21 protein-coding genes and 1 tRNA gene are annotated in these 21,630 nt (G+C 56.1%); 6 read left to right on the plus strand and 16 right to left on the minus strand.

Annotation, left to right across the window (positions count from 1 at the left end):
* Positions 1 to 200: 200 nt before the first annotated feature.
* The 4 genes from H7849_RS23640 to H7849_RS27670 all read right to left on the minus strand — a co-directional run bounded on the left by H7849_RS23640 (position 201) and on the right by H7849_RS27670 (position 4,027).
* A complete protein-coding gene (locus H7849_RS23640) occupies positions 201 to 1,976 on the minus strand; it encodes a glycoside hydrolase family 13 protein (protein ID WP_186742928.1) in 1,776 nt (591 codons plus the stop codon).
* Between the two features lie 793 nt (positions 1,977 to 2,769).
* Positions 2,770 to 3,060 (minus strand): hypothetical protein, encoded by a 291-nt coding sequence (locus H7849_RS23645; RefSeq protein WP_186742929.1) that lies wholly within the window; start codon positions 3,058 to 3,060, stop codon positions 2,770 to 2,772.
* Positions 3,061 to 3,538: 478 nt separating this feature from the next.
* Positions 3,539 to 3,615 (minus strand) — tRNA-Ile (locus H7849_RS23650).
* 142 nt (positions 3,616 to 3,757) lie between these two features.
* Positions 3,758 to 4,027: a tyrosine-type recombinase/integrase gene (locus H7849_RS27670; protein ID WP_186742930.1), complete on the minus strand. Its 270-nt coding sequence runs from the start codon at positions 4,025 to 4,027 to the stop codon at positions 3,758 to 3,760.
* A 373-nt stretch (positions 4,028 to 4,400) separates the two neighbouring features.
* Here H7849_RS27670 and H7849_RS23660 point away from each other — a divergent pair, with 373 nt between their 5' ends.
* Entirely contained in the window at positions 4,401 to 4,967 is a 567-nt protein-coding gene (locus tag H7849_RS23660; RefSeq protein ID WP_186742931.1) for a hypothetical protein, read from the plus strand.
* 1,469 nt (positions 4,968 to 6,436) lie between these two features.
* Here H7849_RS23660 and H7849_RS23665 read toward each other — a convergent pair.
* From H7849_RS23665 to H7849_RS23680, 4 genes are all read right to left on the minus strand, one after another.
* Positions 6,437 to 6,943, minus strand: a complete 507-nt coding sequence (locus H7849_RS23665; RefSeq protein WP_186742932.1) for an opioid growth factor receptor-related protein — start codon at positions 6,941 to 6,943, stop codon at positions 6,437 to 6,439.
* A gap of 15 nt (positions 6,944 to 6,958) precedes the next feature.
* Positions 6,959 to 7,879 (minus strand): YeiH family protein, encoded by a 921-nt coding sequence (locus H7849_RS23670; protein ID WP_251106444.1) that lies wholly within the window; start codon positions 7,877 to 7,879, stop codon positions 6,959 to 6,961.
* A 69-nt stretch (positions 7,880 to 7,948) separates the two neighbouring features.
* Positions 7,949 to 8,878, minus strand: a complete 930-nt coding sequence (locus H7849_RS23675; protein ID WP_186742934.1) for a LysR family transcriptional regulator — start codon at positions 8,876 to 8,878, stop codon at positions 7,949 to 7,951.
* A gap of 68 nt (positions 8,879 to 8,946) precedes the next feature.
* Positions 8,947 to 9,483, minus strand: a complete 537-nt coding sequence (locus H7849_RS23680) for a bactofilin family protein (protein ID WP_186742935.1) — start codon at positions 9,481 to 9,483, stop codon at positions 8,947 to 8,949.
* 276 nt (positions 9,484 to 9,759) lie between these two features.
* Here H7849_RS23680 and H7849_RS23685 point away from each other — a divergent pair, with 276 nt between their 5' ends.
* Positions 9,760 to 12,324 carry a ribonuclease R family protein gene (locus tag H7849_RS23685; protein ID WP_186742936.1) on the plus strand — a complete coding sequence of 855 codons (2,565 nt, stop codon included), beginning with the start codon at positions 9,760 to 9,762 and terminating at the stop codon, positions 12,322 to 12,324.
* 52 nt (positions 12,325 to 12,376) lie between these two features.
* Here the strand turns inward: H7849_RS23685 and H7849_RS23690 are convergent, their stop codons facing one another.
* Entirely contained in the window at positions 12,377 to 12,817 is a 441-nt protein-coding gene (locus H7849_RS23690) for a hypothetical protein (protein ID WP_222439732.1), read from the minus strand.
* A 278-nt stretch (positions 12,818 to 13,095) separates the two neighbouring features.
* Between H7849_RS23690 and H7849_RS23695 the strand changes: the two genes are divergently transcribed.
* From H7849_RS23695 to H7849_RS23710, 4 genes are all read left to right on the plus strand, one after another.
* Positions 13,096 to 13,368, plus strand: coding sequence for an oxidative damage protection protein (locus tag H7849_RS23695; RefSeq protein ID WP_186742937.1), 273 nt, complete (start codon positions 13,096 to 13,098; stop codon positions 13,366 to 13,368).
* A gap of 376 nt (positions 13,369 to 13,744) precedes the next feature.
* Positions 13,745 to 14,170, plus strand: a complete 426-nt coding sequence (locus H7849_RS23700) for a RidA family protein (protein ID WP_186742938.1) — start codon at positions 13,745 to 13,747, stop codon at positions 14,168 to 14,170.
* Between the two features lie 40 nt (positions 14,171 to 14,210).
* Complete coding sequence (msrB, locus tag H7849_RS23705) at positions 14,211 to 14,621, plus strand: peptide-methionine (R)-S-oxide reductase MsrB (RefSeq protein WP_186742939.1); 411 nt, start codon at positions 14,211 to 14,213, stop codon at positions 14,619 to 14,621.
* Between the two features lie 9 nt (positions 14,622 to 14,630).
* The gene (locus H7849_RS23710; protein ID WP_251106445.1) at positions 14,631 to 15,617 is read left to right on the plus strand and encodes a hypothetical protein; all 987 of its coding nucleotides are present in this window, start codon (positions 14,631 to 14,633) and stop codon (positions 15,615 to 15,617) included.
* Positions 15,618 to 15,651: 34 nt separating this feature from the next.
* On the opposite strand, the gene H7849_RS23715 is transcribed toward H7849_RS23710, so the two are convergent.
* The 7 genes from H7849_RS23715 to trpC form a co-directional block, all read right to left on the minus strand.
* Positions 15,652 to 16,533, minus strand: a complete 882-nt coding sequence (locus H7849_RS23715; protein ID WP_186742940.1) for a prephenate dehydrogenase — start codon at positions 16,531 to 16,533, stop codon at positions 15,652 to 15,654.
* 2 nt (positions 16,534 to 16,535) lie between these two features.
* Positions 16,536 to 17,555 carry a 3-deoxy-7-phosphoheptulonate synthase gene (aroF, locus tag H7849_RS23720; RefSeq protein ID WP_186742941.1) on the minus strand — a complete coding sequence of 340 codons (1,020 nt, stop codon included), beginning with the start codon at positions 17,553 to 17,555 and terminating at the stop codon, positions 16,536 to 16,538.
* Entirely contained in the window at positions 17,552 to 17,881 is a 330-nt protein-coding gene (gene pheA / locus H7849_RS23725; RefSeq protein WP_186742942.1) for a chorismate mutase, read from the minus strand. Before pheA ends, aroF begins: the two co-directional genes overlap by 4 nt.
* Before the next feature lie 70 nt (positions 17,882 to 17,951).
* Positions 17,952 to 18,731, minus strand: a complete 780-nt coding sequence (gene trpA, locus H7849_RS23730; protein ID WP_186742943.1) for a tryptophan synthase subunit alpha — start codon at positions 18,729 to 18,731, stop codon at positions 17,952 to 17,954.
* Positions 18,732 to 18,735: 4 nt separating this feature from the next.
* The gene (gene trpB, locus H7849_RS23735) at positions 18,736 to 19,944 is read right to left on the minus strand and encodes a tryptophan synthase subunit beta (protein WP_186742944.1); all 1,209 of its coding nucleotides are present in this window, start codon (positions 19,942 to 19,944) and stop codon (positions 18,736 to 18,738) included.
* A gap of 33 nt (positions 19,945 to 19,977) precedes the next feature.
* Entirely contained in the window at positions 19,978 to 20,649 is a 672-nt protein-coding gene (locus tag H7849_RS23740; protein WP_186742945.1) for a phosphoribosylanthranilate isomerase, read from the minus strand.
* Between the two features lie 4 nt (positions 20,650 to 20,653).
* Positions 20,654 to 21,520, minus strand: a complete 867-nt coding sequence (gene trpC, locus H7849_RS23745) for an indole-3-glycerol phosphate synthase TrpC (RefSeq protein WP_186742946.1) — start codon at positions 21,518 to 21,520, stop codon at positions 20,654 to 20,656.
* Between the last annotated feature and the right edge of the window lie 110 nt (positions 21,521 to 21,630).

Raw genomic sequence — 21,630 nt, forward strand, 5'->3', positions numbered from 1 at the left:
CAGGAACCAAAAACAAAAGCGCTATGAAAGGAACTGCAAAAACATACCTCACCCCGCGCCCTCCGAGCGCGGCACGAAAACCCTCGCTTTTCCTTTGACTTTACTTATCATGGATGTCCGAGATGGCGACTATCGTCGAAGTGACGAGGTGCGCGTCTGCGATGCGCCTCTTGATGCTCGGCGTTGCGCAGAACAGCCGGTTATTGCTTGTAGATGCGGGATTCCCAAGGGGCGAGATTAAGGGTGGACGCGTTCTCCTCGTGGGACGCGGGGATGTCGGACAGAAGGAGCGTTGCAGCCTTTAGCCCGTTGGGTAGCGTGTAAGTGACGGGGCCGGAGCTGAAGTTTTCTATCACGAGGTACTTTTTCTCGCCGAGGGTGCGGGTGTAGGCGTAAATCTTTTCGTTCTGCGGGTCGAGATCTTGATAGTCACCGTAGACGAAGGCGAGGGTATGAGCGCGTAGCTTGATGAGCGTCCGCACATAATTGAGCACAGAGGCCGGGTCAGACTCTTCCTGGGCAGCGTTGATCTGCCTGTAGTTGGGATTGACTGCGAGCCAGGGATGAGTACCGGTGGTGAAGCCGGCTTCGGGAGAACTATCCCACTGCATTGGGGTGCGGGCGTTGTCCCGGGTGAGCTTTGCTTGATCAGCAAGAAAGGACGCGGCAGAGATTTTGCCGGTTTCCACCTCGGCCTTGTAAGCATTCTTGACCGCGATGTCGCTGTAATCGGCGAGCTGCTTGAAGGGATAATTCGTCATGCCAAGCTCGTCTCCCTCGTAGAGAAAGGGCGTGCCGCGCAGGGTCAGAATCATGGTTTCCAAAAGCTTCGCGGAGGAAACGCGCATGGCAGGCGAGTCATCGCCGAATGTGGAGACGACGCGAGGACTGTCATGATTGGAAAGGAAGACAGTATCCCAATCATGTTTGGTGAGTACTACGGCGTGGGAGTCGTAGATCGCTTTGAGTGCGGGCAGGGACCAGGGGGCGAGGCCGGGAGGTCCGAAGTCAGGGTGGCGGAGCAGGGCCGCGTCGAAGTTGAAGACCATGTCGAGTTCGTGGCGACCATCGCCCACTAGCGAGTCGGTTTGAGCAAGGGTTGTGCCGGTCGCTTCACCGACGGTCATGGTGTCGTACTTTGACAGGACTTCGCGATTCATCTCGCGGAGGTACTCGGCGAGATGAGGACCGTTGGCGTAGGCGTTCGGCGGGTCTTTAAGCTGCTCGGCAGTCAGGTCAGGCATGCCGGTGGGTTTTGAGACCAGCGGGATGACGTCCATACGGAAACCGTCGACGCCTCTGTCCAGCCAGAAGCGCATGATCGAGTAGACATCTTCGCGGACCTTCGGGTTTTCCCAGTTGAGATCGGGCTGATGGACCGTAAAGTAGTGGAGGTAATATTCGTTGGTCTTGGGGTCCAGGGTCCAGGCTGGACCCGAGAAATAGGATGGGTAGTTGTTGGGCGGCGTGCGAGTGCCATCAGGCGCGGTGTGGCCCGGCCGCCAGATGTAGAAGTCGCGGTACGGATTCGTTTTGCTGCTGCGAGATTCGACGAACCACTTGTTTTCGTCCGATGTGTGATTGACGACCAGGTCAATGATGAGGCGCATGTGGCGCTGCTTGATGCCCGCGAGAAGCGTGTCAAAGTCCGACATGGTCCCGAACTCGGCCATGACCTTGCGATAGTCGCGGATGTCGTAGCCTCCATCGACGTTGGGAGAGTCGAAGTGCGGGCTCAGCCAGATGACATTGACGCCCAGCTTCTGCAGGTAATCAAGCTTCGAGGTGATCCCGGCCAGGTCGCCGATGCCGTCGCCATTCGAGTCCTTGAACGAGCGCGGATAAACCTGGTAAACGACGGCTTCCTTCCACCACTTGGGTTCGTAGCCGTTGACGAGCTGCTGAGCGGGAATTGCGGCGGCACACGACAGGAGGGCGGTAGCGACAAGAGTACGAACGATCTTGGGCCAGAACATGCTGGAGATTGTATCGGGAGGAGGAGGGTTAACTGAAGTTCATCAGTCGTGGCCTACTTGTCCGAAAAACCGGTAATACAGAACTTTCGGGAAGTCGCAGCCATGCCTTGCATGCAAAGATCGAGGCCTACAAGAAACAGTACTGGGACTATCCGGTTTCCACGGAGTATCCGTCGCTTTCATTGGCGGCCGGGCGCTGGAGACGTGCATTGACCTTGTTTGCATCAACTGAGAATGAGTTTCCAATTTATCCGCTCGCGTGCAAGGACTTCGTCCGTTCGATCAATGATCTTGAACTCACGAACGGCGTTCGACACGCGGGCAGTGTGTGCCGTGCTAAAGTTCTTCGCTATGCAAGTCTTCATTGACCGTATCGCACTGCAACGATCCTGCTTTGATCCGCCGTTCATCCTGGCGCTTTGCATGGCTGCGCAGCCGCTGCATGCGCAAGCGCCCTCGGCCCCGACGGCATCTGCACCCACCGTGCCGGACTGGGTGCAGCCAGGATCTCCTAGGCACGTTCAGGTACCGCCACCGGCAGATTTTCATAGGCCGAGCAGGAACTTGATGCGCCGATCGGAGTGTTTCAGGGCCAGTCTGACATTGGCGCCGCCGTAGTTCCAGGCAGTGCAAATTACGACGCCAACACGAAACAGTACACCGTTAACTCCGCCGGCTATAACATCTGATACTCGCGTGACGAGTTCCGCTATCTCTGGAAGAAGATGTCGGGGGACGTCCGACGTCACGGGTCCGGATCCGAAGGGTTATGGCGACCGCAAGGCAGTCCTGGCTATTCGCCAGAGTCCGATGACGATTCCAAGGAAGCCATGATCGGCGAGCATGGGGTGGGCATGATCCACATGGCGTGGCGTCCGGACAGGGGCGCGATGATGAAGGACGCCCAATTTCGCTTCGGGGGCACCCTCGCCGGATCAAAGCTAGGCGTATCGGAATCGAAAAGCATGGGGATTCCATCGCGATCTTTGTCAGTCTTGAGGGCGAACCCGTGCACCAGCTTGGCCGGCCAGTCACGCTCCACTTCGACGAACCTTTTTATGTGGGCATCGGTTTCTGTTCGCACTTGCCCGCGACATCGGACACTGCTGTGCTCTCTAACGTCGTACTCCCGAACTCGGCGGGTAAAGTGGAGTAGATCCGCACCTGTACAGCGAGCATTCTTGCCACTTGGTGGCAAGAATCTCGCTTCGTAGAATTGAGCCACCACGAAGCAATTGAAAATACGAAGTTATGCGGAAGCGAAATATCAGAACAAGAGCTGCAGGCAGAAATCGAGAGGTTGCGGGCAGAGATAAGGAGCAGTGGGCCACGATCCTTGGCATGGCGGGGGAGATCGAAGCCTTTATCCGCGAAAATGATCATCTGCTCAAGGCCAAAGAATAAAATCCCATGTCGGGAGTTGATCAGGGTCTCTCGTATTGCTAATCGGACATAATCCAGTCCGCACAAGGCCGAGAGAATGTTCAGTTAGAGAACGGATGGGGACACGCCCGAATCCGTGTTGTACCGTCAGCGCACCTTCGGGAAGCTCTGATTTTTTTTGGTGGGCCCACCAGGACTCGAACCTGGAACCAAAGCGTTATGAGCACTCTGCTCTAACCGATTGAGCTATGGGCCCTTATTTCACTCCGGCGCCGCGTTGCCGAAGTCTAGTGTAATGGACCGTAGTTAACCATAATTGAGCGTAATTTAGGGATTATGAGTCCCCTGCTCTAACCATTGAGCTACCGGCCCTTCAATGACTTACAGAATCCCACCCTTCAACCAACTGTAGCGGATAGGCGTCTTGGCTCCAAAGCGGCCTCTGAGCTTCCAAGCTGAAGGCGCTCGAAAGCTCTTTCGACTGCCTCTGGTGTTGGGTGGATGTAGCGCTGACTGACCACGATGCTACTGTATCCCGCGATACGCATGATGGTGAAAGCATCCACGCCCGACTCTCCAAGCCTTGTAAGCATTGTATGGCGTAGCGAGTGAAGTACAAAGTCCTTCGGAAGATCGCTCTCCGCTTGCCGTCTACTATCGGGGCACAAGCCTTCCGGCGAAGGTGATTGATCGAAGTCACCAGATAGGCGTTGCCGTCTCGGTTTGCGAACACGTATGGACTGTTGCTTGTCTCTTTGCGGGTGCGGAGCATTGACGACGCTCTATCCGTGAGATAGTACTAAAATCTAGTAAGACGTCTGAGTATCAGGCGCAAGGGAATCGGTGGAGCAACCGAGTGAACAAGCGAAGAAGAAGAGAGCCGGAAACCTGAACATTTCTTAACACTCAGCTCCTTTTTCGGCCTCCACGACCCGCACGTTCACAGCAACGCAACTTCAACGCAAACCGGCCAAGGCTAAGCAGCAATTGAATAATTGAAATAATTGAATAACAAGGTATCCTCAATCGCGGGAGGATTCTATGCGCTTCACTGGGGTGGTTGCTGTGGCTCTCCTGCTTTCCCCGATCGCTTTGTCCCAAACGTCGGATTCAAACCGCACGGGCGTCTCGCCGTCGGTCAATGTGACTCCTTCCGGGCCTCAAGTGCAATCCCCCGCTGCCCAAACCCCGCAGCCGCCGAGCTACGCAAACTACTCAATCATGTTGGTAAACCCCGCCCCGGGCGGTGGCGCGGTTGTTCTAATGCACAACCCAAGCAACAGCCTTGAATATGTTCCCGTTGGCGATACAAGGGATGCGCTCGCTAAGGGCTATGTCGCTGTTCGAGCCGTAGAACTTGATGAACTAATTGGCGCGTTGCGGGAAGAAAATACGCGGCTTGTTGTCGAGAACAACCGTTTACAGAATGCGTCCCGTTCTGCTGTCCCATCTCAAGCCGACCTAGCAGCGCAACAGAATGCTTTTAAGCGGCAACAAATGATTCAGACTTGGCTAACGCTGCAGAATATGAACCGGCCACAAACACAGAACCTAAACGTCACCGTATCGGACTGCACACGGCAACCCGCTTTGTGCGCGGGGAGATAGATAGGTGTCCCCAAATTATCGCTAAATGCAGGAAAAGGACTTACCTGAGAAACAGCCAGAAAATAGATACTAACGCGATCCCATATGAGGACGTGATAGTTTATGAAGTCACGGACGAGAGCCTATGTCCATGCCTGATCGAACATTTTTAGCTGGGAAGTTGACCAAGTACTAGGTCTCCCCCTTTTAAGTAGATTTGCTTTAGTCGCTAATCCAATGATGTGTCTATCTATCAACCCGACTCCCACAGATCGGCCAACCTGCGCTTTCACCTCTGCGACAAATTCCGCTGTAACTATGTCGCCCCGCATTAAGCGTACATAGCTTCTCTGGCAGACGCTCGCTAGTAAGTCTGCGGACTGAATGGCAGGCGACTTTTGGTCGCACATTTCGGTCAGTGAACCCATAAATTTAGCGCAATTTGGGTTTCCTTTCTTGAGTGCTTCATAACCTGCGTGTAGCTGCTTAAACTTATCGTGGTGGTCACAGAGAAACGCTACAGTCTCCGGTTTCTTCATTTTTGCTACCTCGCAAGCGATCCTAACCAGCAATAGCTGATATGCGAAAAGGTATGGATCGCGAGGTAACACAGAGCGAGTCCTAGAGCTCTTCCGCGAATCTCTGTGATCTTTAAGATCGATTACAAGAACAAATCCAATGAGATCGGATGAACGAAGTATGCATGCCAAATCGTCAAAAACCTCATCTGCTTTCTTGCGACCACTTCCGTCTGGATAAGCCTTTTCGTCCCTAAACCTACGGAATTGCTTGCTTAAGGACAGACACTCGCTGCTCTTGAAGTAGTCGATGGAGTCCCTATCTAGTCTCCATTGCCAATGACGCTCAACATCTGTCCAAATAGTCTGTTGAGATAACCAACCAGCGATAACGAAAGCGTGATTTCGCTCACGGTCATTACTTTCGTCAATCGCCGACCAAAGAAAACCCATATGTCTTTCTTACGCAATCTATCTCCGATACTGCCAGCATAAATCCGTCAGTCTCATCCAAAAGATTAACGCGTTAAGCAGTAAGAGGACAGAGTGCACATCCCTGCCTCCGAGCAGGCTGGTAACAGGCAGCGAAACATCCGATACTAAGACAGCTAGGTATCATACTAGCAGGCTGAAAACAGCTGATACTCAGACATCTTATGTAGCGGATACTGTACCGGCTACCGCGATAGATCGGCTTGTATCTGACAGGATGAAGCGAGTCTAAGTTGCAGGGAATCAAGGCCTATGAGAATGGGTACGAATCAGCCTAAAGAGTCCTCTATAAGATTATGAGTCCCCTGCTCTAACCATTGAGCTACAGGCCCGGAGCATCAGCTGTCAAAAAAGGGCCAATTGCACGGAGAGGTAAACGGCTAATCCCATTGTAATGCCTGCAGTTATGCGCTGGCGTCAAGAAGAATTCAATTCAAACGACTCTAACGAATCAAATCAAAGCTGGACTGTTGTAAGACGTCAAATTACCTCGGCAGCATTTTCCCAGAATTGAAAGGTGCGTGGCGTAATGCGAGTGCGGTTGTTCTGGTAAATCTCCGCCAAGGCATGGAAGAGGGCAGATGATTCAGCGGTTAATCCAAGCAAGCGAAGGGAGCGAAGCATGCGCGTCAAGCGCAGATGGTTATGGTTTCCTGGGCTGAGCCAATTGGAAGATCGTGCAGCGAAATCAGGCCCTTGTCTTACGGCTCCTCCCTCAAAGGCCAGCCCGTAGAAGTGGAGCATGCGCAGAAACGATTGTCTGAGCCGCTGCTGTAAATCCTCGGACCGGTGAAAGTCCTCGATGGTTATTACATCAAGGACTGGCGCGCAGGGGTTGGCGCCGCTTCTTTCAGGCAGAGGAAAAAGCCACTGGATGAAATCGTGGACCGCCTCCAATTCCGAGTCGGGCCAGTCAAGAATTTCATCCAGAGTGCGGCCTTCGTCATCGCGGCCGCCTCGATAAAACTCAAGAATCTTGTCGCTCATGATTACCTGTCATGCTTACAGATGGATGAACCCCTTCGCAATTGCAACAAGGGACAGCCCCGCGACGACAACCCAAAGCAGCACCCCTTGCACCATGGGTCGGACGCCAACTTCCTTAAGTGTCTGACGCGAGATGCCGCTTCCGATGAGAAACAGCGTGACGGCAAGTCCAAGTTTACCCAGGCGATAAGCGTCTGAGTATGCGGCGTGAAGTTGCGGGATGTAGCTGCTGATCACGGCAGCGATACAGAAATAAAGGATGAACCAAGGCAGTTGGATACGCGTTTTGTTCTTTCGCACCGCTGCCGTCAGCAGGGCTACGGGTACGATCCACAACGCGCGTGCAAGTTTTACGGTAGTGGCGATCGCCAGCGCAACCGCTCCATACTTGGCGGCCGCGCCAACAACCGAACTGGTGTCATGAATTGCAAGTGCTGACCACAAGCCGAACTGTGTTTGGGACAAATGCATCGCCGCGCCGATAGCGGGAAAGATGAGCAGTGCTACTGAGTTGAGCACAAAGACGGTCCCGAGAGAAACCGCCATCTCTTCCTCATTCGCTTCGGTGACGGGGCCGAGAGCCGCAATCGCACTGCCTCCACAGATAGCTGTTCCTGCGGCAATAAGGAAAGATTGTGTTTTCTCGACATTCAACAGGCGCCCAAGCAACCAGCCCAGAGCCAGCGCAAAAGAGATTCCAACGGCAGTGTAGAAAAATCCTGAGCGACCAACCTGAATCACTTCACCGAGATTCATGCCAAAGCCAAGACAAACAACCGAAGCCTGCAGCAGAAATTTTGCCAGCCGCTTGCTGTCAAGAGGATAGGGATGCGTCAACAGCAGGCCATAGGCCAGCCCCGCGCCCAGAGCCAACGGCGGAGAGAGCAGTCCGCTGGCTGCAAGGATGATCCCCACGAAAAATAGGTTCTTCGTCATGCATCCTGAGATTGACACCCAGGCGTACATCGCGTCCAAACGTGAATTGTGATGCGTGATTCGTTTTACTTATCGCCGCGTGCGGCTTCCGCTTAACGCCTCCGGCACATGGTTTTGTGCAAGGGCAAAGCGTTGGAATGCAGCGCCAACGCCTTCGAGCGCAGGACCAAGTTTGCGAACGAGAGTGAAATCGCGGCGAATTTCAAGATTTTCTGTGCGGATAGAGATAACCGTACCCAGGCGCAACGCCTTGCCGATGGCCCATTCGGAGACGAATCCAAGGCCAAGGCCCGCTTCAACCCCGGAAACGATAGCCTCGGTCGAATCCAGCTCCATCCGAATTTGTAACTGGCTCAGTGGCAAACCCGCCTTCTTGAGCGCTTGCTCCACGACGCGGCGCGAACCTGAGCCGCGTTCGCGCAGAAGCAAAGGAACCTCGGTCAAGCTTCGCAGAGGCACACTGTTGAGTCCCGCCCATTCATGGCCTGACGGCGCAATCAAGACCATCCGGTCATCGAGGAACTTCTCCACGTGCACCTCCTTGCTCAAAGGAGGTCCTTCAATCATGCCCAGCAAAATCGATTCGCGCAGAAGCAAGGCGACAACTTCTTCCGTATTGCCGCTCTCGACCGATAGCGTGACTCTGGGATTGTCCTTGAGAAAAGCGCCAAGAATTCGCGGCAAAATATACTGTGCGACTGTAGTTGAAGCGCCGATGCGCAATTCGCCACTGATTTCGCCATCCAACTTTGCCAGCGCGAATCGAGCTTCTTCCAGAACACGCGCCGAGCGCTCCGCGTATTTGAGCAACAGCTTGCCAGCCCGCGTAAGCGCGGTGCGTGCTCCGCTGCGGTCAAACAGCCGTACGCCTAGTTCTTCTTCCAGGGCGTGAATGTGCTGGCTTACAGCCGGCTGGCTCAGATGCAGTGATTCGGATGCTTTGCGGAAGCTGGCCTGCTCCGCGACGGCGCGAAAGACTTTCAGCCGAAAATTTTCCATCCTGAAGCTCGGAAATAAGCGCAAAGCCCCGGGGGTGCGTCCGGGGCTTTGGACAAATTGCAAAAAAGCTAGACAGTGACTGTCGCTTTTTCTTTTTCCTGCTGGGCTGCTGCAACCGAATTCGGCTTGGCATCCGAGGACTTCTCGTTGCCGGGCTTGCGAATGTCGATGCCGCCCTTGAAGAAGGCGCCATCCTCAATTGAGATGCGTTGCGCAACTACATCGCCCGAAAGCGAACCTTCGCTGCGAATATCGACGCGATCGCTGGCGTTCACATTCCCGCGAACTTTGCCGAGAACGACAATCTCGCGCGCCGAAATATTTGCAGTGACCTGTCCATTACGGCCCACAGTGACGCGATTACCCGGCAGATTGATCGAGCCTTCTACTTTGCCATCGATGTAAAGAGATTCGGAGCCGGTAACTTCACCCTTAATGATCAAGCTTTTGCCGATGGTGGCCTGGTCGGCGGAAGCGGGTTGAGCGGCCGGAGCAGCGCTGCGTGTGGTGCTGGGTGGTTCAAAGCTTGGGGTTGCGGGGGCGGCCGGCCGAACTGGCTCGCTCGGGGTTGGCGAAGAGTTTCCGGTCTGATTTGGTTTCCACATCTGTTTGGTGTTTCCTTTCTTCTCCTACAATGTCACTTCCACAAGGAACTGCGGGAATCCCTCGCCCGCTCTTTGGCACTCCCTGCCGAAGTGTCGAACGTCGAACCATATATCCATTCGAGGCGTTCTTGCACCTTTCGAATCCGCGCAGTCAGGGCTGCTGTCTGCATCTTAAACACGGTTGCTGGAAAATTGCACGTGATTCGCGAATCTTTTCTCTAAATCTGTAGCTTGATATGGTTCAAAGATGAACGCCATTTCCCGTGAAAACGCCTTATGACCGACCTTGAGCTCATCCGCCATATCGAGCGTTCCGCCGGTCAACGGGCTGGATACAAGCAACTTGTAAGGGAATTCGGCCTCGGAGGCGGCCGCGAGCGCCGCCTGCTGCTCGAACATCTGGCGCGCCTCACCGCCCGCGGAGATCTCATCAAGCTGGATCGCGATCAATGGGGCATTCCGCGCGCCGCCGCTGCCCGCGACAATCTGGTGGCCGGACGCCTTGACCTGCATCGCGACGGCTTCGGATTTGTTCGCCCTACTGACAGGGCAAGAAGCGGCGAAGACGACATTTTTATCCCTCCAAATGAACTGAATGGTGCAATGCAGGGCGATCAGGTCCTGGTTGAACTGGCCCCGCCACGCGCCGATGGCCGCCGGCTGGGACGCATCGCTCGCGTGCTCACGCGCCAGAATCCTACCGTCGTTGGCGCCTTTCACTACGCGCGCAGCGAACGGGCGCAGGGACATACCGTCGTTCCCTTCGACGAGCGCATGACGCAGCCGATTCTCATCCCAGTCGGGCAGGAACTGCCGTTGGCGGATTCGGCAACCGCAAGTCCGCACCGCGTCCTGGGAGAAGAAGCGAAACGGCATCATTTCGACGATCTCGAAGGTCTCGTCGTCGATGTCGAGATTACCGAGTGGCCCACGCCAACGCGAACGGCACGCGGTCGAGTCATCGAGGTGCTGGGCGACGAAGACGCTTTCGGTGTCGATGTCGAGATCGTGATCCGCAAACATCATCTGCCGCATGTTTTTCCCGACAATGTGCTCAAAGAAGCGCGAGAGACAGCCTTCCTCGATCCTGAAGTGGTTGCCAGTCGCCGGGATTTTCGCGATCTTCCCATCGTGACCATCGACGGCGAAACGGCCCGTGACTTTGACGATGCCGTACTGGTGCGCGAACACGCAGACCAGAGCTTCGAACTCCAGGTTCACATTGCCGACGTCGCGCACTATGTTCAGCCGAACACCGCTCTGGATCTCGAAGCGCGCCTTCGCGGCAACTCCGTTTATTTTCCAGACCGCGCCATCCCCATGCTGCCGCAGGAGCTCTCGACAAATATTTGCAGCCTGCGTCCTCATGAAGACCGCCTCGTGCTCTCCTGCCTCATGCAGATTGACGCGCACGGCGACGTCCTCAGCTACGAGATTACCGAGGGCGTTATCCGCTCGGCGCGCCGCATGACCTACACGCAAGTCCATGCGATTCTCGATGGCGATGAAGCTGTTCGCAGCGAGTTCACGGAATTGGTTCCGGAGTTCGAGCGCATGCATCGTCTGGCGCTGATCCTCAACAAAAAGCGCGAACGCCGCGGCTCCATTGACTTCGACCTTCCCGAGCCAATCATCGAATTCGACGAATTCGGCGCGATGAAGAGCGTCACTCGCTCCGAGCGCAACTGGGCGCACCGGCTCATCGAAGAGTTCATGCTCGCCGCCAACGAGTGCGTCGCTTCGTGGATTGAAAATCTCAGTATCGACTCGATCTACCGCATCCACGAAAAGCCCGAGCCACGCCGCATCGTCGAGTTCGAAGAGACCGCAGCGACCTTCGGCTACTCGCTTGGCATCGGCAATTTGCCTGTACGCAAGTTTGAAATGAAATCCGACCGGCGCGAGCAGCGCCGAGGAGGCCGCACAGCGCGCCACCACGAAGTCCCCGAAGAGATCCCCGTAACGCCACGCATGTACCAGCGGTTGACGGCGAAGATCGCAGGCAAACCCGAGGAGCGCATCCTTTCTTACCTGATGCTGAGGTCTTTGAAGCAAGCTCGCTACAGCGAAAAGAACGAAGGCCACTTCGCCCTTGCCGCTCCCTGCTATACGCATTTCACCTCGCCCATCCGCCGCTATCCCGACCTGATCGTGCACCGCATCGCGAAATCCTTGCTGGAGGCCGGTGTCAGCGGCGAAGGCCGGCTTTTGGCTGGTGAGCCGCATGCGCTGCGCTCCGCGCCTTGGCAGGAGCACCAGGCAAGACAGCATCTCCGCGAGCAGGAATCGCCCATCCCGGAACCCGAACTCGCCGCCATTTCGCAGGAATCAAGCGAGAACGAGCGCCGCGCCGCCGAAGCCGAGCGCGAACTGGTCGAGTGGAAAAAAGCCAAGTTCATGCGCGACCGCGCCGGCGAAGACTTCAGCGCCATGATACTGAGCGCCACCAAATACGGTCTTTTTGTCGAGCTGGACGATCTCTTCATCGAGGGCCTGATACCGATCCAGAGCCTCGGCCAACTGGACGGCGACTACTACACCTATCGCGAAAACACCCGCCAGATCATCGGCGAGCGCTGGGGCCGCAAGTTTACCTTCGGCCAGCGCGTCCGCGTCGTTCTCGACCGCGTAGACGCCGTCGAACGCCGCCTGCAATTCTCGATTCTTGAAGACGGCATCAGAGAGGCCGCGCCGATTCTCAAGGGAAAGACTGTTCCGTCCACCAAATCCGCGAAAACGGATAGGAAGCAACATAAACAAAAGAAAGTAAAGCGCAGCATGCAGCAGCAAAGCCCTAGGCCAAAGAGGTTTTCCGCCAAAAAGAAGAAGAGGCGTAAATAAGGCGGAGTACCCCATCTCGATTTTGAGCCCGTGGACTTGCAGCAATCTCGTCTCAAAACGGAAACTGCTCTAGGTCGGGGTCAACCCAAGCACGCCGAGCCTCAACTGAGAATAGCCGTGGACGCGACCAATACGCCAGAAGCCATTCCGGATCGCCAATTGGCGAAGCCATCAATGCATTACATCTGTCGCACAAGGAATGTGTTCCGTTGCCGGCCAGAAAAGCGCGTGCAGCGCGAAGTGAAGCCTGCGTGATCGTCTCGTGATACCCGCTGGTGTCGGTATTGGCGACTCCGGTGGCCTCATTGTATGCGCGAATGAAGCCGGGCATTTCGCGCGACACATCGACGTCCGGGCGGCTGGTGAGCAGCCAGATTGCCGCCGCAAAGTGCGCGGCATGTGTCCAGGCGGATTTCGGTAGCGTCCGATCAAGCAGGCTGCGACCAATCGCTGCAATTTCATCGTCCGAGGTAAAAGGAATAAAGGTACGCACTTGAGGCTCCTGACTTGTTTTTTTGCCCGACGAGCGCATGAAAAAACCCGCCGGAATGTGGCGGGTGGGTCGGCTCGTATATTGCTGGCCGAAAGCTAGGAGTTGTTCTGCTTTTGGGCTCCGACGAGTGCGCGCGACAACGCCGCCAGCGATGACTGGTTTTGCTGTTGCGCGATGCTCAGGCTGAGTAAAAGCATTTCTATGGATATCTTAAACGGATAGATTTTGTCGGCCAAGAACAAAGCTGCTTACAATAGCAAGGAAAGGTAATTTTCTTGATGGCACACATGGTGTTTTGTTCGCGCTACAAGCAAGAGCTGGAGGGACTCGAAGAAGCGCCCTTCGACAGCGACTTCGGGCACAAGGTTTATCACAACGTCTCCAAGAAGGCATGGATGGAGTGGCTGGAGCACCAGAAGATGCTGCTGAATGAATACCGCCTTCAGCCTTGGACCCCGCAAGCGCAGGAATTTCTGGTCGAGCAGATGGAACGCTACTTCTTCGGCGAAGGATCGGAGCTGCCCAAGGAATACGTTCCCCCGGCTCACTGATGCAATGCATGCCATGCCGAAGCATAGGAATGCAATTTGGGTCGCCTGCATCACTCGTTGCTTCCACAAGGATCTGTCAAGAGCGGAATTTTCCCGTAACGCTGGAAGTGATTCATTCCAAAGCGCAAAAAGACCTCCCCGATTTGGCGTACTTTCTTGACCCGATGGCTATAATAGGAATAGAGACTTCTTCAGAAGCCCGCCGCAGTTGGTGGGCTTTTGTTTACCCATAAGCCCTTTGGAATCAATTAGGTGCTCGTAAGTCGAATAGTTTCAATTAGCTGGCGTCATCTCCGCAAAAATAGTTTATTTTCAAGAATTTGGCGGGGAGGGGGTAGGACCGGGCCGCAGATAATTTCGTAGCGTTGAGGGACAGATGAGCGATAAGAAAGCTGTTTCGACAAAGAACGCGCCGGCGGCCATTGGGCCGTATTCGCAGGCGGTGCGTGTGGGCGATTTCCTCTACTCTTCTGGCCAGGTCGCGCTCGATCCGGCGACGGGAGCGCTGGTTGAGGGAGGCATCGAGGCGCAGACCACGCGAGTGCTCGAAAACCTGAAAGCCGTGCTCGAAGCGGCTGAAATCGGCCTTGAAAACGTCGTAAAAACCACCGTATTTCTTAAAGATATGGGCGATTTTGCGGCCATGAACGCCATTTACGCGAAGTATTTTGCGCCCGATGGTGTAGTCGCTCCGGCCCGTTCTACCGTCGAAGTAGCAAGGTTGCCGAAAGACGCGCTCGTCGAGATCGAAGTCATCGCCAAGTTGAAGTGGCGCGGCCTGCCGGAAATTGGCAAACTGTAACGCGGCTGGCTTTTTCTCATCTAATCGAGCGGAGCACACTATGGCTGAGACAAAGGTCGAAAAGGTCCACAAGACCGAAGAGGAATGGCGTCAGCTTCTGACGCCCGAACAGTTTCACATCGCCCGGGAAAAGGGTACGGAGCCGGCGTTTACCGGCAAGCTCTACTACAACCACGACGACGGAATCTACCGCTGCGTAGCCTGCGGAGCCGAGCTGTTTACCTCCGACAAAAAGTTCGAGTCTGGCAGCGGCTGGCCCAGCTTCTGGCTGCCTGTCACTCCGGAAGCCGTTGAGACGCACGAGGACAACAGCTACGGCATGCGCCGCGTGGAAGTAGACTGCGCGCGCTGCGGTTCGCACCTGGGGCACGTCTTTCCCGACGGTCCAAAACCAACCGGATTGCGCTACTGCATCAATTCCGCATCCCTCAACTTTGAGAAGAAGCAGTAATTCAACCTTATGAAGCGCTGGCGTTTGGCGATTGTCACCGCCTGCGCTTCCTTCGTTTTCATCGCCTTCGGCATCTTCGTGTGGGCCCAGTTCCATAACGGACCTCCCTGGCAGCATCCTGTCGCTTCTTCGCGAACGATCAGGATTGGCAACGCAGCCATTCAGATCGATTTCGGTCCGGGGTCATTCGATCTGCCAACCGAAACGATCCTGAAATGGGTCGGCAATTCGGCCAGCTCTGTTGCTACCTACTACGGACGCTTTCCTGTGGCGCGCGATCGAGTGCTGATCGAGTTCGCTCCAGGTCGCGGCATTCTGCGTGGAACGAGCTGGGGCGGTGTTGGCGGATTTCCTGCATTTCACCGGATGGTGCTTGGGGATAAGACTACTCAGTCGGATCTTGACGAAGACTGGGAGATGACGCACGAGTTTATCCACTCCGCCTTTCCTTCTGTCGATGACGAGCACCACTGGATCGAGGAGGGTCTCGCTGTCTACGTTGAGCCCATTGCGCGCGTCCAGCGCGGCTTCCTGCTCCCCGAAAAGATATGGGCCGACATGATGAGCGACATGCCCAAGGGCGATCCCGGCAGCTCTGATCGCGGTCTCGACCAGACACATACCTGGGGTCGAACCTACTGGGGCGGCGCGCAGTTCTGTCTGCTCGCCGACGTCATGATCCGCGAACAGACTCATAACCGAAAAGGTCTGCAGGATGCCTTGCGAGGCATAGTCGACGCGGGCGGTACCATCGATCACGACTGGCCGGTTGAGAAAGCATTCGAAACAGGCGACCGCGCGACTGGAACGCATGTGCTTTCTCAGCTCTATGGCTCAATGCGCGACACGCCAAAGCCAGTGGATCTTCAGGGTTTGTGGCAGAAGCTGGGAGTGAGCGACTCCGGTGGCCGCATCCGCTTTGACGATCATGCGCCAGAAGCCGATATTCGCAAGGCGATTACTCGCTCTCCTTCAATCATCCCGGTAAGTTTTTGAAAAAGCTAAGATGTAAACCGGAAGCTTGAAGACCTTACGGCTTGGACGGAGCGCCCAGGCGAAACCGATTCGCCAATTCAAATTCCTCCCGAAGTTCAGGGGTCTTCAAATGCTCGCGCAGATGGGTCAGGCGCTGTTCGAGTGCAAGCAGGGTTGCAGCCACCGCTTCCGAATTCGTATGAGCGATATCGCGCCACATGGAATAGGGACTGGCCCCAAGCCGCGTCATTTCGCGCAAAGCTCGCCCGCCGATCGCGCGCAGGTCTTCGTCGTGCGGAAATTTCTCTTCGAGCAGCGCGCTGAGCGCGGTCGAAACGAACTGCGGAAGATGGCTGACCCAGGCGCACAATTCATCGTGCCGATCAGGATCCACATCCAGTACGCGGCATCCGAATTTCTGCACCCATGACCGCCATTCCGCTGCTTTTGCCTGCGCCTCAGCTGACATGCTGGAGTGATCCGCACACTTGGTAAACAGCCATACCGCTCCGCGAAAGAGTTCGTCATCGGCGTTGGCCACCCCGCCTACTTCCTTGCCCGCCATCGGATGCCCCGGAAGAAATCCGGGCTTGTCGGAATGGTTATAGCGGCCAGCGGCGTGTTGGCAAAGAACGCCTTTGACGCTGCCGACATCGGTCACCAGTTGATGCGGCTTCAGGATCGAAGCAAGCTGCTCGATATAAATAAGAATGCTGAAGACCGGGCCGCTCAGGAGAACAAGATCGGATTCACTCGCCACCGTCAGCGGCTCCTCCGCGATCACATCGATGGCAGCGCGGCTCAACGCGACTGCTGCCTGGGCGGGATCGCGGTCCCATCCGAAGATGGTGCCGCGAAAGCCACTCTGGCGCAATGCCATTCCCACCGAACCGCCGATCAATCCGGTGCCGAGAATGGCGACGCGCTCGATGGGCATAGCTAGTCGATAGTCCTCTCGACGGCGGAAGCAATCACGCGCAACTCCTGCATCAGCTTTGAGAACTGCTCCGGGAAGAGCGTCTGCGCGCCGTCAGAGACAGCCTTATCCGGATTCGGATGCACCTCGATCAGTAAACCATCTGCTCCGGCTGCAACTGCGGCGCGCGCCATTGCCGGAACTTTGTCGCGCAAGCCGACGCCGTGCGAAGGATCGCCCAGAATCGGCAGATGAGAAAGCTTCTTTATAACCGGAATCGCGGAGATGTCCATCGTGTTGCGAGTATACGTCTCGAAAGTGCGAATACCGCGCTCGCAGAGCATCACTTCGTAGTTGCCGCCGGAGAGAATGTACTCGGCCGAGAGCAGCAACTCTTCAATCGTAGCCGCGATCCCGCGTTTGAGCAGCACAGGTTTGCGCACCTGCCCAAGTTCGCGGAGCAGGTTGAAGTTCTGCATGTTGCGTGCGCCCACCTGGAAGACATCGACATAAGGCATCATCAGCTCAATTTGCGAAATCTCCATCACCTCGCTGATGATGAGCAGCCCGGTCGAGTTCCCGACTTCACGCAGCAGCTTGAGTCCTTCCAGGCCCATGCCTTGGAACGAGTAAGGCGAACTGCGCGGTTTGAATGCGCCTCCGCGAAGGAATTTTGCGCCCGCAGCCTTTACTTTCTCCGCTGCTGAAAAGATCTGTTCGCGACTCTCTACCGAACACGGCCCAGCCATGACGACAACCTCTTTGTCCCCAACGGTCACCCCGTTGGGGAAATGAAGGACCGTGCCTTCCGGTCTGAAGCTGCGGCCCGCCAGCTTGTAGGGCGAAGAAATGCGATATGCATCCGCCACCCCGTCTAACACCTGAAAATCCTTCACATCGAACGCAGCCGGTGTTCCTACTCCGGCGAGAATCGTCTGCACTGTTCCTGTAGTGCGATGTACTTTGAAGCCCAGTTCCAGAAGCCGCTCGGTTACACTTTGTATCTGGTCTTCTGACGCATGCTCCTGCATGGCAACGATCATGATTGCTTTCCTGTCTCCCCTGTTCGCGCGTCCTTTCCTTTGGCGGACGCAGATCTCTGTGAGGCCAATTCATCCGATTGCAGCGCTCGCATCACATCAATGATGCGCTCATAGATGTGCACCAGCTCAATGTCAGGCAGGGGGCCCTTATTGGCTGCGCGCACTTTCTCGAAAATGACGCGCTCGCGGTTCGGCTCGTACACGGGTAGATCGGTTGCCTGTTTCAGCTTGCCGATGGCTTGCGCTGCCACTGCGCGATCGCTGAGGAGTGCCACAATCTGAAGGTCGATTGCATCGATCTTTTTGCGCCAGCTTTCAATGTCCATGTGTCCTTCCATCGAGCGCGCGACTATACGCCTGCGCCGGAGTTGAATTGCCAGGAATCTTGAAGCGGAATTATCGGGCCAGCGCCATGGGTTGGCGCAGACCCTTGATAAATCGTGCGATGGTGCTGGGTGCTTCTTCACGCGTCGACTGCTCAACCAGAGCAACGATGGCACTACCAACGACGGCCGCATCCGCGAATTCACCAACCGTGGCGAAATGCTCCGCGTTTGAGATACCGAAGCCGACAGCAACCGGCAAGTCGGTAAATCTGCGCAGGCGCTTCACCAGTTGTTCAGCGTCCGTCGCCAGAGTCTGCTGTGTGCCGGTGATACCGGTGCGCGAGATCGCGTAGACAAATCCCTGCGACGTCCGTGCAATGCGCTCTAGTCGGGCATCGGGACTTGTAGGTGCAGCTAGAAAAATGGGAGCCAACTGATGGCGGCGCAGATGCTCCAGATATTCGTCGGCTTCTTCGACGATCATGTCGGTGATGAGGACGCCATCGACGCCGGCTTCTTTCGCCACTGCGCAGAAACGCTCAAGCCCAAACCGCAGAACAGGATTGAAGTAGGAGAAGATGACCAGTCCCACTTCGGGGCGGTTCTTTCGCAACTCTGCAGCCAGCGCCAGTACATCTGAGAGTTTCGTGCCGCTCTTGACTGCTCGCTCGCTGGCGCGTTGAATCACCGGACCATCCGCCAAAGGATCGCTGAAGGGCACACCCAGTTCAAGCACATCCGCGCCGGCGTCAATCGCGGCGAGCGCGATCTCACTCATGGTTGGCAAATCAGGATCGCCGGCGGTCAAATACACGACGAGTCCCGGCTTGCTGCTGAAATGAATCGGCATGGTGTCAGGCGCCTTTGAGCTTCAGTTCGCGCGAAAGAATGCCCATGTCTTTATCGCCACGTCCTGAGAGATTGACTATTAGTATGTCATGCCGCGAAAGCGATGGGGCAAGGCGGATGCATTCGGCCACCGCGTGCGCGCTTTCAAGCGCGGGCAGAATCCCTTCTGTGCGCGCCAGCTTCACGGTTGCACGCAATGCGTCCTCATCGCTCGCAGATGTGTACTCGGCTCGCCCGGTATCGTGCAGCATCGCGTGCTCGGGGCCGATCGATGCGTAGTCGAGGCCAGCCGAGACGGAATGCGTCAAGGCAATCTGCCCGGCCTCATCCTGCAGTACGTAGGAATAGGTTCCCTGCAACACACCCGGTGATCCGCCCTGAAAACGTGCCGCGTGCTCACCAAGTTCGGTGCCCCGGCCACCCGCCTCCACGCCGATGAGGCGAACATCTTTGTCGGAAATGAATTCATAAAATGCGCCAATAGCGTTTGAGCCGCCGCCAACGCAGGCGATGATCGCATTCGGCAGACGGCCCTCTTTTTCGAGCATCTGCTGCCGCGCCTCCTTGCTGATGACGCGGTGGAAGTCGCGCACCATCATCGGATAGGGATGCGCGCCCAGCACGCTTCCCAATAGATAGTGCGTCGTCCGTACGTTTGTGACCCAGTCACGCATCGCCTCGTTAATCGCGTCTTTTAGTGTTCGCGAGCCGGAACTGACACCGCGCACCTCCGCACCAAGCAACCGCATGCGATAGACATTCAGTTCCTGCCTCCGCATGTCTTCTTCGCCCATGTAGACGACGCATTCCAGGCCAAATAGCGCGCAGACTGTAGCAGACGCTACACCGTGCTGGCCCGCGCCGGTCTCGGCGATGATGCGCTTTTTGCCCATGCGCTTCGCGAGCAGCCCTTGACCGATACAGTTGTTGATCTTGTGCGCACCGGTGTGCAGCAGGTCTTCACGCTTGAGATAAACCTTCGCGCCGCCTAACTGTTCTGTCAGGCGAGAAGCGAAGTACAGTGGCGTCGGGCGCCCAGCATAATCGCGCAGCAGCAGATCCAGTTCCGCATGGAAGGTAGGATCGGCCTGGGCTTCCGCGTAAGCATGCTCAAGCTCTTCGAGCGCCGTCATCAGCGTCTCCGGCACGTAGCGCCCGCCGTATGCGCCGAAACGACCTATGGCATTCGTGGCTGGATGTGTAACTGCGCTCATGAACAACTCCCCTTATGTTTTCAGCTTACGCCATCATCGCAACGAGGCTACTACTTGCTCCGCTGCAGTTTTCGCTGCAGCGACAAATGCTCTCACCCGCACTGGATCTTTTCGGCCCGGCGCAGATTCAACTCCGCTTGAAACGTCCACGCCCCAGGGCTGCAAAGTGCGGATAGCTTCTGCGACGTTTTCCGGCTTCAACCCGCCAGCGGCGATGAGCCGCAGCTGAGGAGAAGAATTCTGAAAGCCGTGGCTCGCCGCTTGCCAGTCAAAGCGAGTGCCGGTTCCGCCCACGGCAGTCGCTGTGCGTGAATCAATCAGTACAGCGTCGATGGCTCTCTCGTTACGGAGGATTTTCAGTTGTTTGCCAAAGTCCTGCGCGTAATGGATAACCTGCAAAATACGCAGCGTAGAGCCAAAGTGATCGCGCAATTGCAAAGTCAGCAACGGATCGGGACTCGCATGCAATTGCACTCCGGTCAAACCACTCTCCACTACCGTTCGAGCGATCGTCCCAAAGTCTGCATCGACAAACACCCCGTATTTCTCGATCGTATTCGGAAGGTGAGGCGTGATCACGCTCACTTGCATTGCATTCACGCGACGCGGACTCTCCGCAAAAACAAAGCCCACAGCATCGGCGCCCGCCTCAGCTGCAAGCTGGGCGTCTTCAAGATTTGTATTGCCGCAGATCTTGATCCACATTGCACTACACTCGAGTGGCCGCAGGCAGCAGAAGCTGAGCAAGAGCCACGCCGGGAGAAGGCTGCCGCATCAGGGACTCCCCAATAAGAAATCCGTGGTACCCTGCATCGCGAAGCCGCTGCATATCGTTGATCGTGTGAATGCCGCTCTCGGCGACGTGTACCGCTCCGGCAGGCAGCTGCTCCACAAGATCAAGCGCAGTATCCAGCCGCACTTCAAAGGTTTTTAGGTTGCGATTGTTCACGCCGAACGCTGCGCAACTCAAATTACGTGCCCGCATCAGTTCTTCGGCCGAATGCACTTCGCACAGCACATCGAGGTCGTAGCGGTGCGCGGCGTCGTTCAGACTCTTTAACTCGGAGTCCGTCAACGCAGTGACGATCAGCAGAATTGCATCCGCGCCGTGCGCCCGCGCTTCTACGATCTGGTATTCGTCCACCATAAAGTCCTTGCGCAGGCATGGAATCGTAACGGTGGCCGACGCAATTTCCAGATTCTCCAGACTGCCCTGAAAAAACGGCTCATCGGTCAGCACAGACAAGGCTGCCGCGCCCGAATTGGCCAGCTCTGCCGCCAGGCTGCGCACATCGAATTCCGGACGGATCAATCCCTTGGATGGGGATGCCTTCTTGAGTTCGGCAATCACCGCAGGCGCTTCCGCCGCTTTCCTTCGCAGCGCTTGAGCGAATCCTCGTGGTGTGTGTCGCGCCGCACGCTGTTCTAAATCGCTGATCGGCATGCGCTCTTTGCGCTCGGTAACTGTTTCCCGGGTTTTTGCGAGAATGCGTTCGAGGTGCACGAAGATATCCAGTAGAAAGGCGACAAACCTAGTATAGCTTTCTACGTTGTAACCCAGCGAGTGGCAGGACATTCCAGATGGTTTGCAGCGGCTCTTGGACTGTCTCTGCTCGAAGAAGGCGTCCTCTATTCGGACGCAATCGGCTTGCCCAGAGCTACGTCAGCCACAGATGACAATGCCCA

It is taken from the genome of Alloacidobacterium dinghuense (genome assembly GCF_014274465.1).
In the GTDB taxonomy this organism is placed as follows: domain Bacteria; phylum Acidobacteriota; class Terriglobia; order Terriglobales; family Acidobacteriaceae; genus Alloacidobacterium; species Alloacidobacterium dinghuense.

Bases quoted from the DNA above. Each gene is read 5' to 3' on its own strand.
- H7849_RS23685 (WP_186742936.1), top strand. From the start codon at position 9,760: ATGACCGACCTTGAGCTCATCCGCCATATCGAGCGTTCCGCCGGTCAA.
- H7849_RS23740 (WP_186742945.1), bottom strand. From the start codon at position 20,649: ATGTGGATCAAGATCTGCGGCAATACAAATCTTGAAGACGCCCAGCTT.
- trpB (WP_186742944.1), bottom strand. From the start codon at position 19,944: ATGAGCGCAGTTACACATCCAGCCACGAATGCCATAGGTCGTTTCGGC.
- pheA (WP_186742942.1), bottom strand. From the start codon at position 17,881: ATGGACATTGAAAGCTGGCGCAAAAAGATCGATGCAATCGACCTTCAG.
- msrB (WP_186742939.1), top strand. From the start codon at position 14,211: ATGGCTGAGACAAAGGTCGAAAAGGTCCACAAGACCGAAGAGGAATGG.
- H7849_RS23715 (WP_186742940.1), bottom strand. From the start codon at position 16,533: ATGCCCATCGAGCGCGTCGCCATTCTCGGCACCGGATTGATCGGCGGT.
- trpC (WP_186742946.1), bottom strand. From the start codon at position 21,520: ATGTCCTGCCACTCGCTGGGTTACAACGTAGAAAGCTATACTAGGTTT.
- H7849_RS23665 (WP_186742932.1), bottom strand. From the start codon at position 6,943: ATGAGCGACAAGATTCTTGAGTTTTATCGAGGCGGCCGCGATGACGAA.
- H7849_RS23670 (WP_251106444.1), bottom strand. From the start codon at position 7,879: ATGACGAAGAACCTATTTTTCGTGGGGATCATCCTTGCAGCCAGCGGA.
- H7849_RS23680 (WP_186742935.1), bottom strand. From the start codon at position 9,483: ATGTGGAAACCAAATCAGACCGGAAACTCTTCGCCAACCCCGAGCGAG.
- H7849_RS23700 (WP_186742938.1), top strand. From the start codon at position 13,745: ATGAGCGATAAGAAAGCTGTTTCGACAAAGAACGCGCCGGCGGCCATT.
- H7849_RS23695 (WP_186742937.1), top strand. From the start codon at position 13,096: ATGGCACACATGGTGTTTTGTTCGCGCTACAAGCAAGAGCTGGAGGGA.
- H7849_RS23660 (WP_186742931.1), top strand. From the start codon at position 4,401: ATGCGCTTCACTGGGGTGGTTGCTGTGGCTCTCCTGCTTTCCCCGATC.
- H7849_RS23675 (WP_186742934.1), bottom strand. From the start codon at position 8,878: ATGGAAAATTTTCGGCTGAAAGTCTTTCGCGCCGTCGCGGAGCAGGCC.
- H7849_RS23710 (WP_251106445.1), top strand. From the start codon at position 14,631: ATGAAGCGCTGGCGTTTGGCGATTGTCACCGCCTGCGCTTCCTTCGTT.
- aroF (WP_186742941.1), bottom strand. From the start codon at position 17,555: ATGATCGTTGCCATGCAGGAGCATGCGTCAGAAGACCAGATACAAAGT.
- H7849_RS23640 (WP_186742928.1), bottom strand. From the start codon at position 1,976: ATGTTCTGGCCCAAGATCGTTCGTACTCTTGTCGCTACCGCCCTCCTG.
- trpA (WP_186742943.1), bottom strand. From the start codon at position 18,731: ATGCCGATTCATTTCAGCAGCAAGCCGGGACTCGTCGTGTATTTGACC.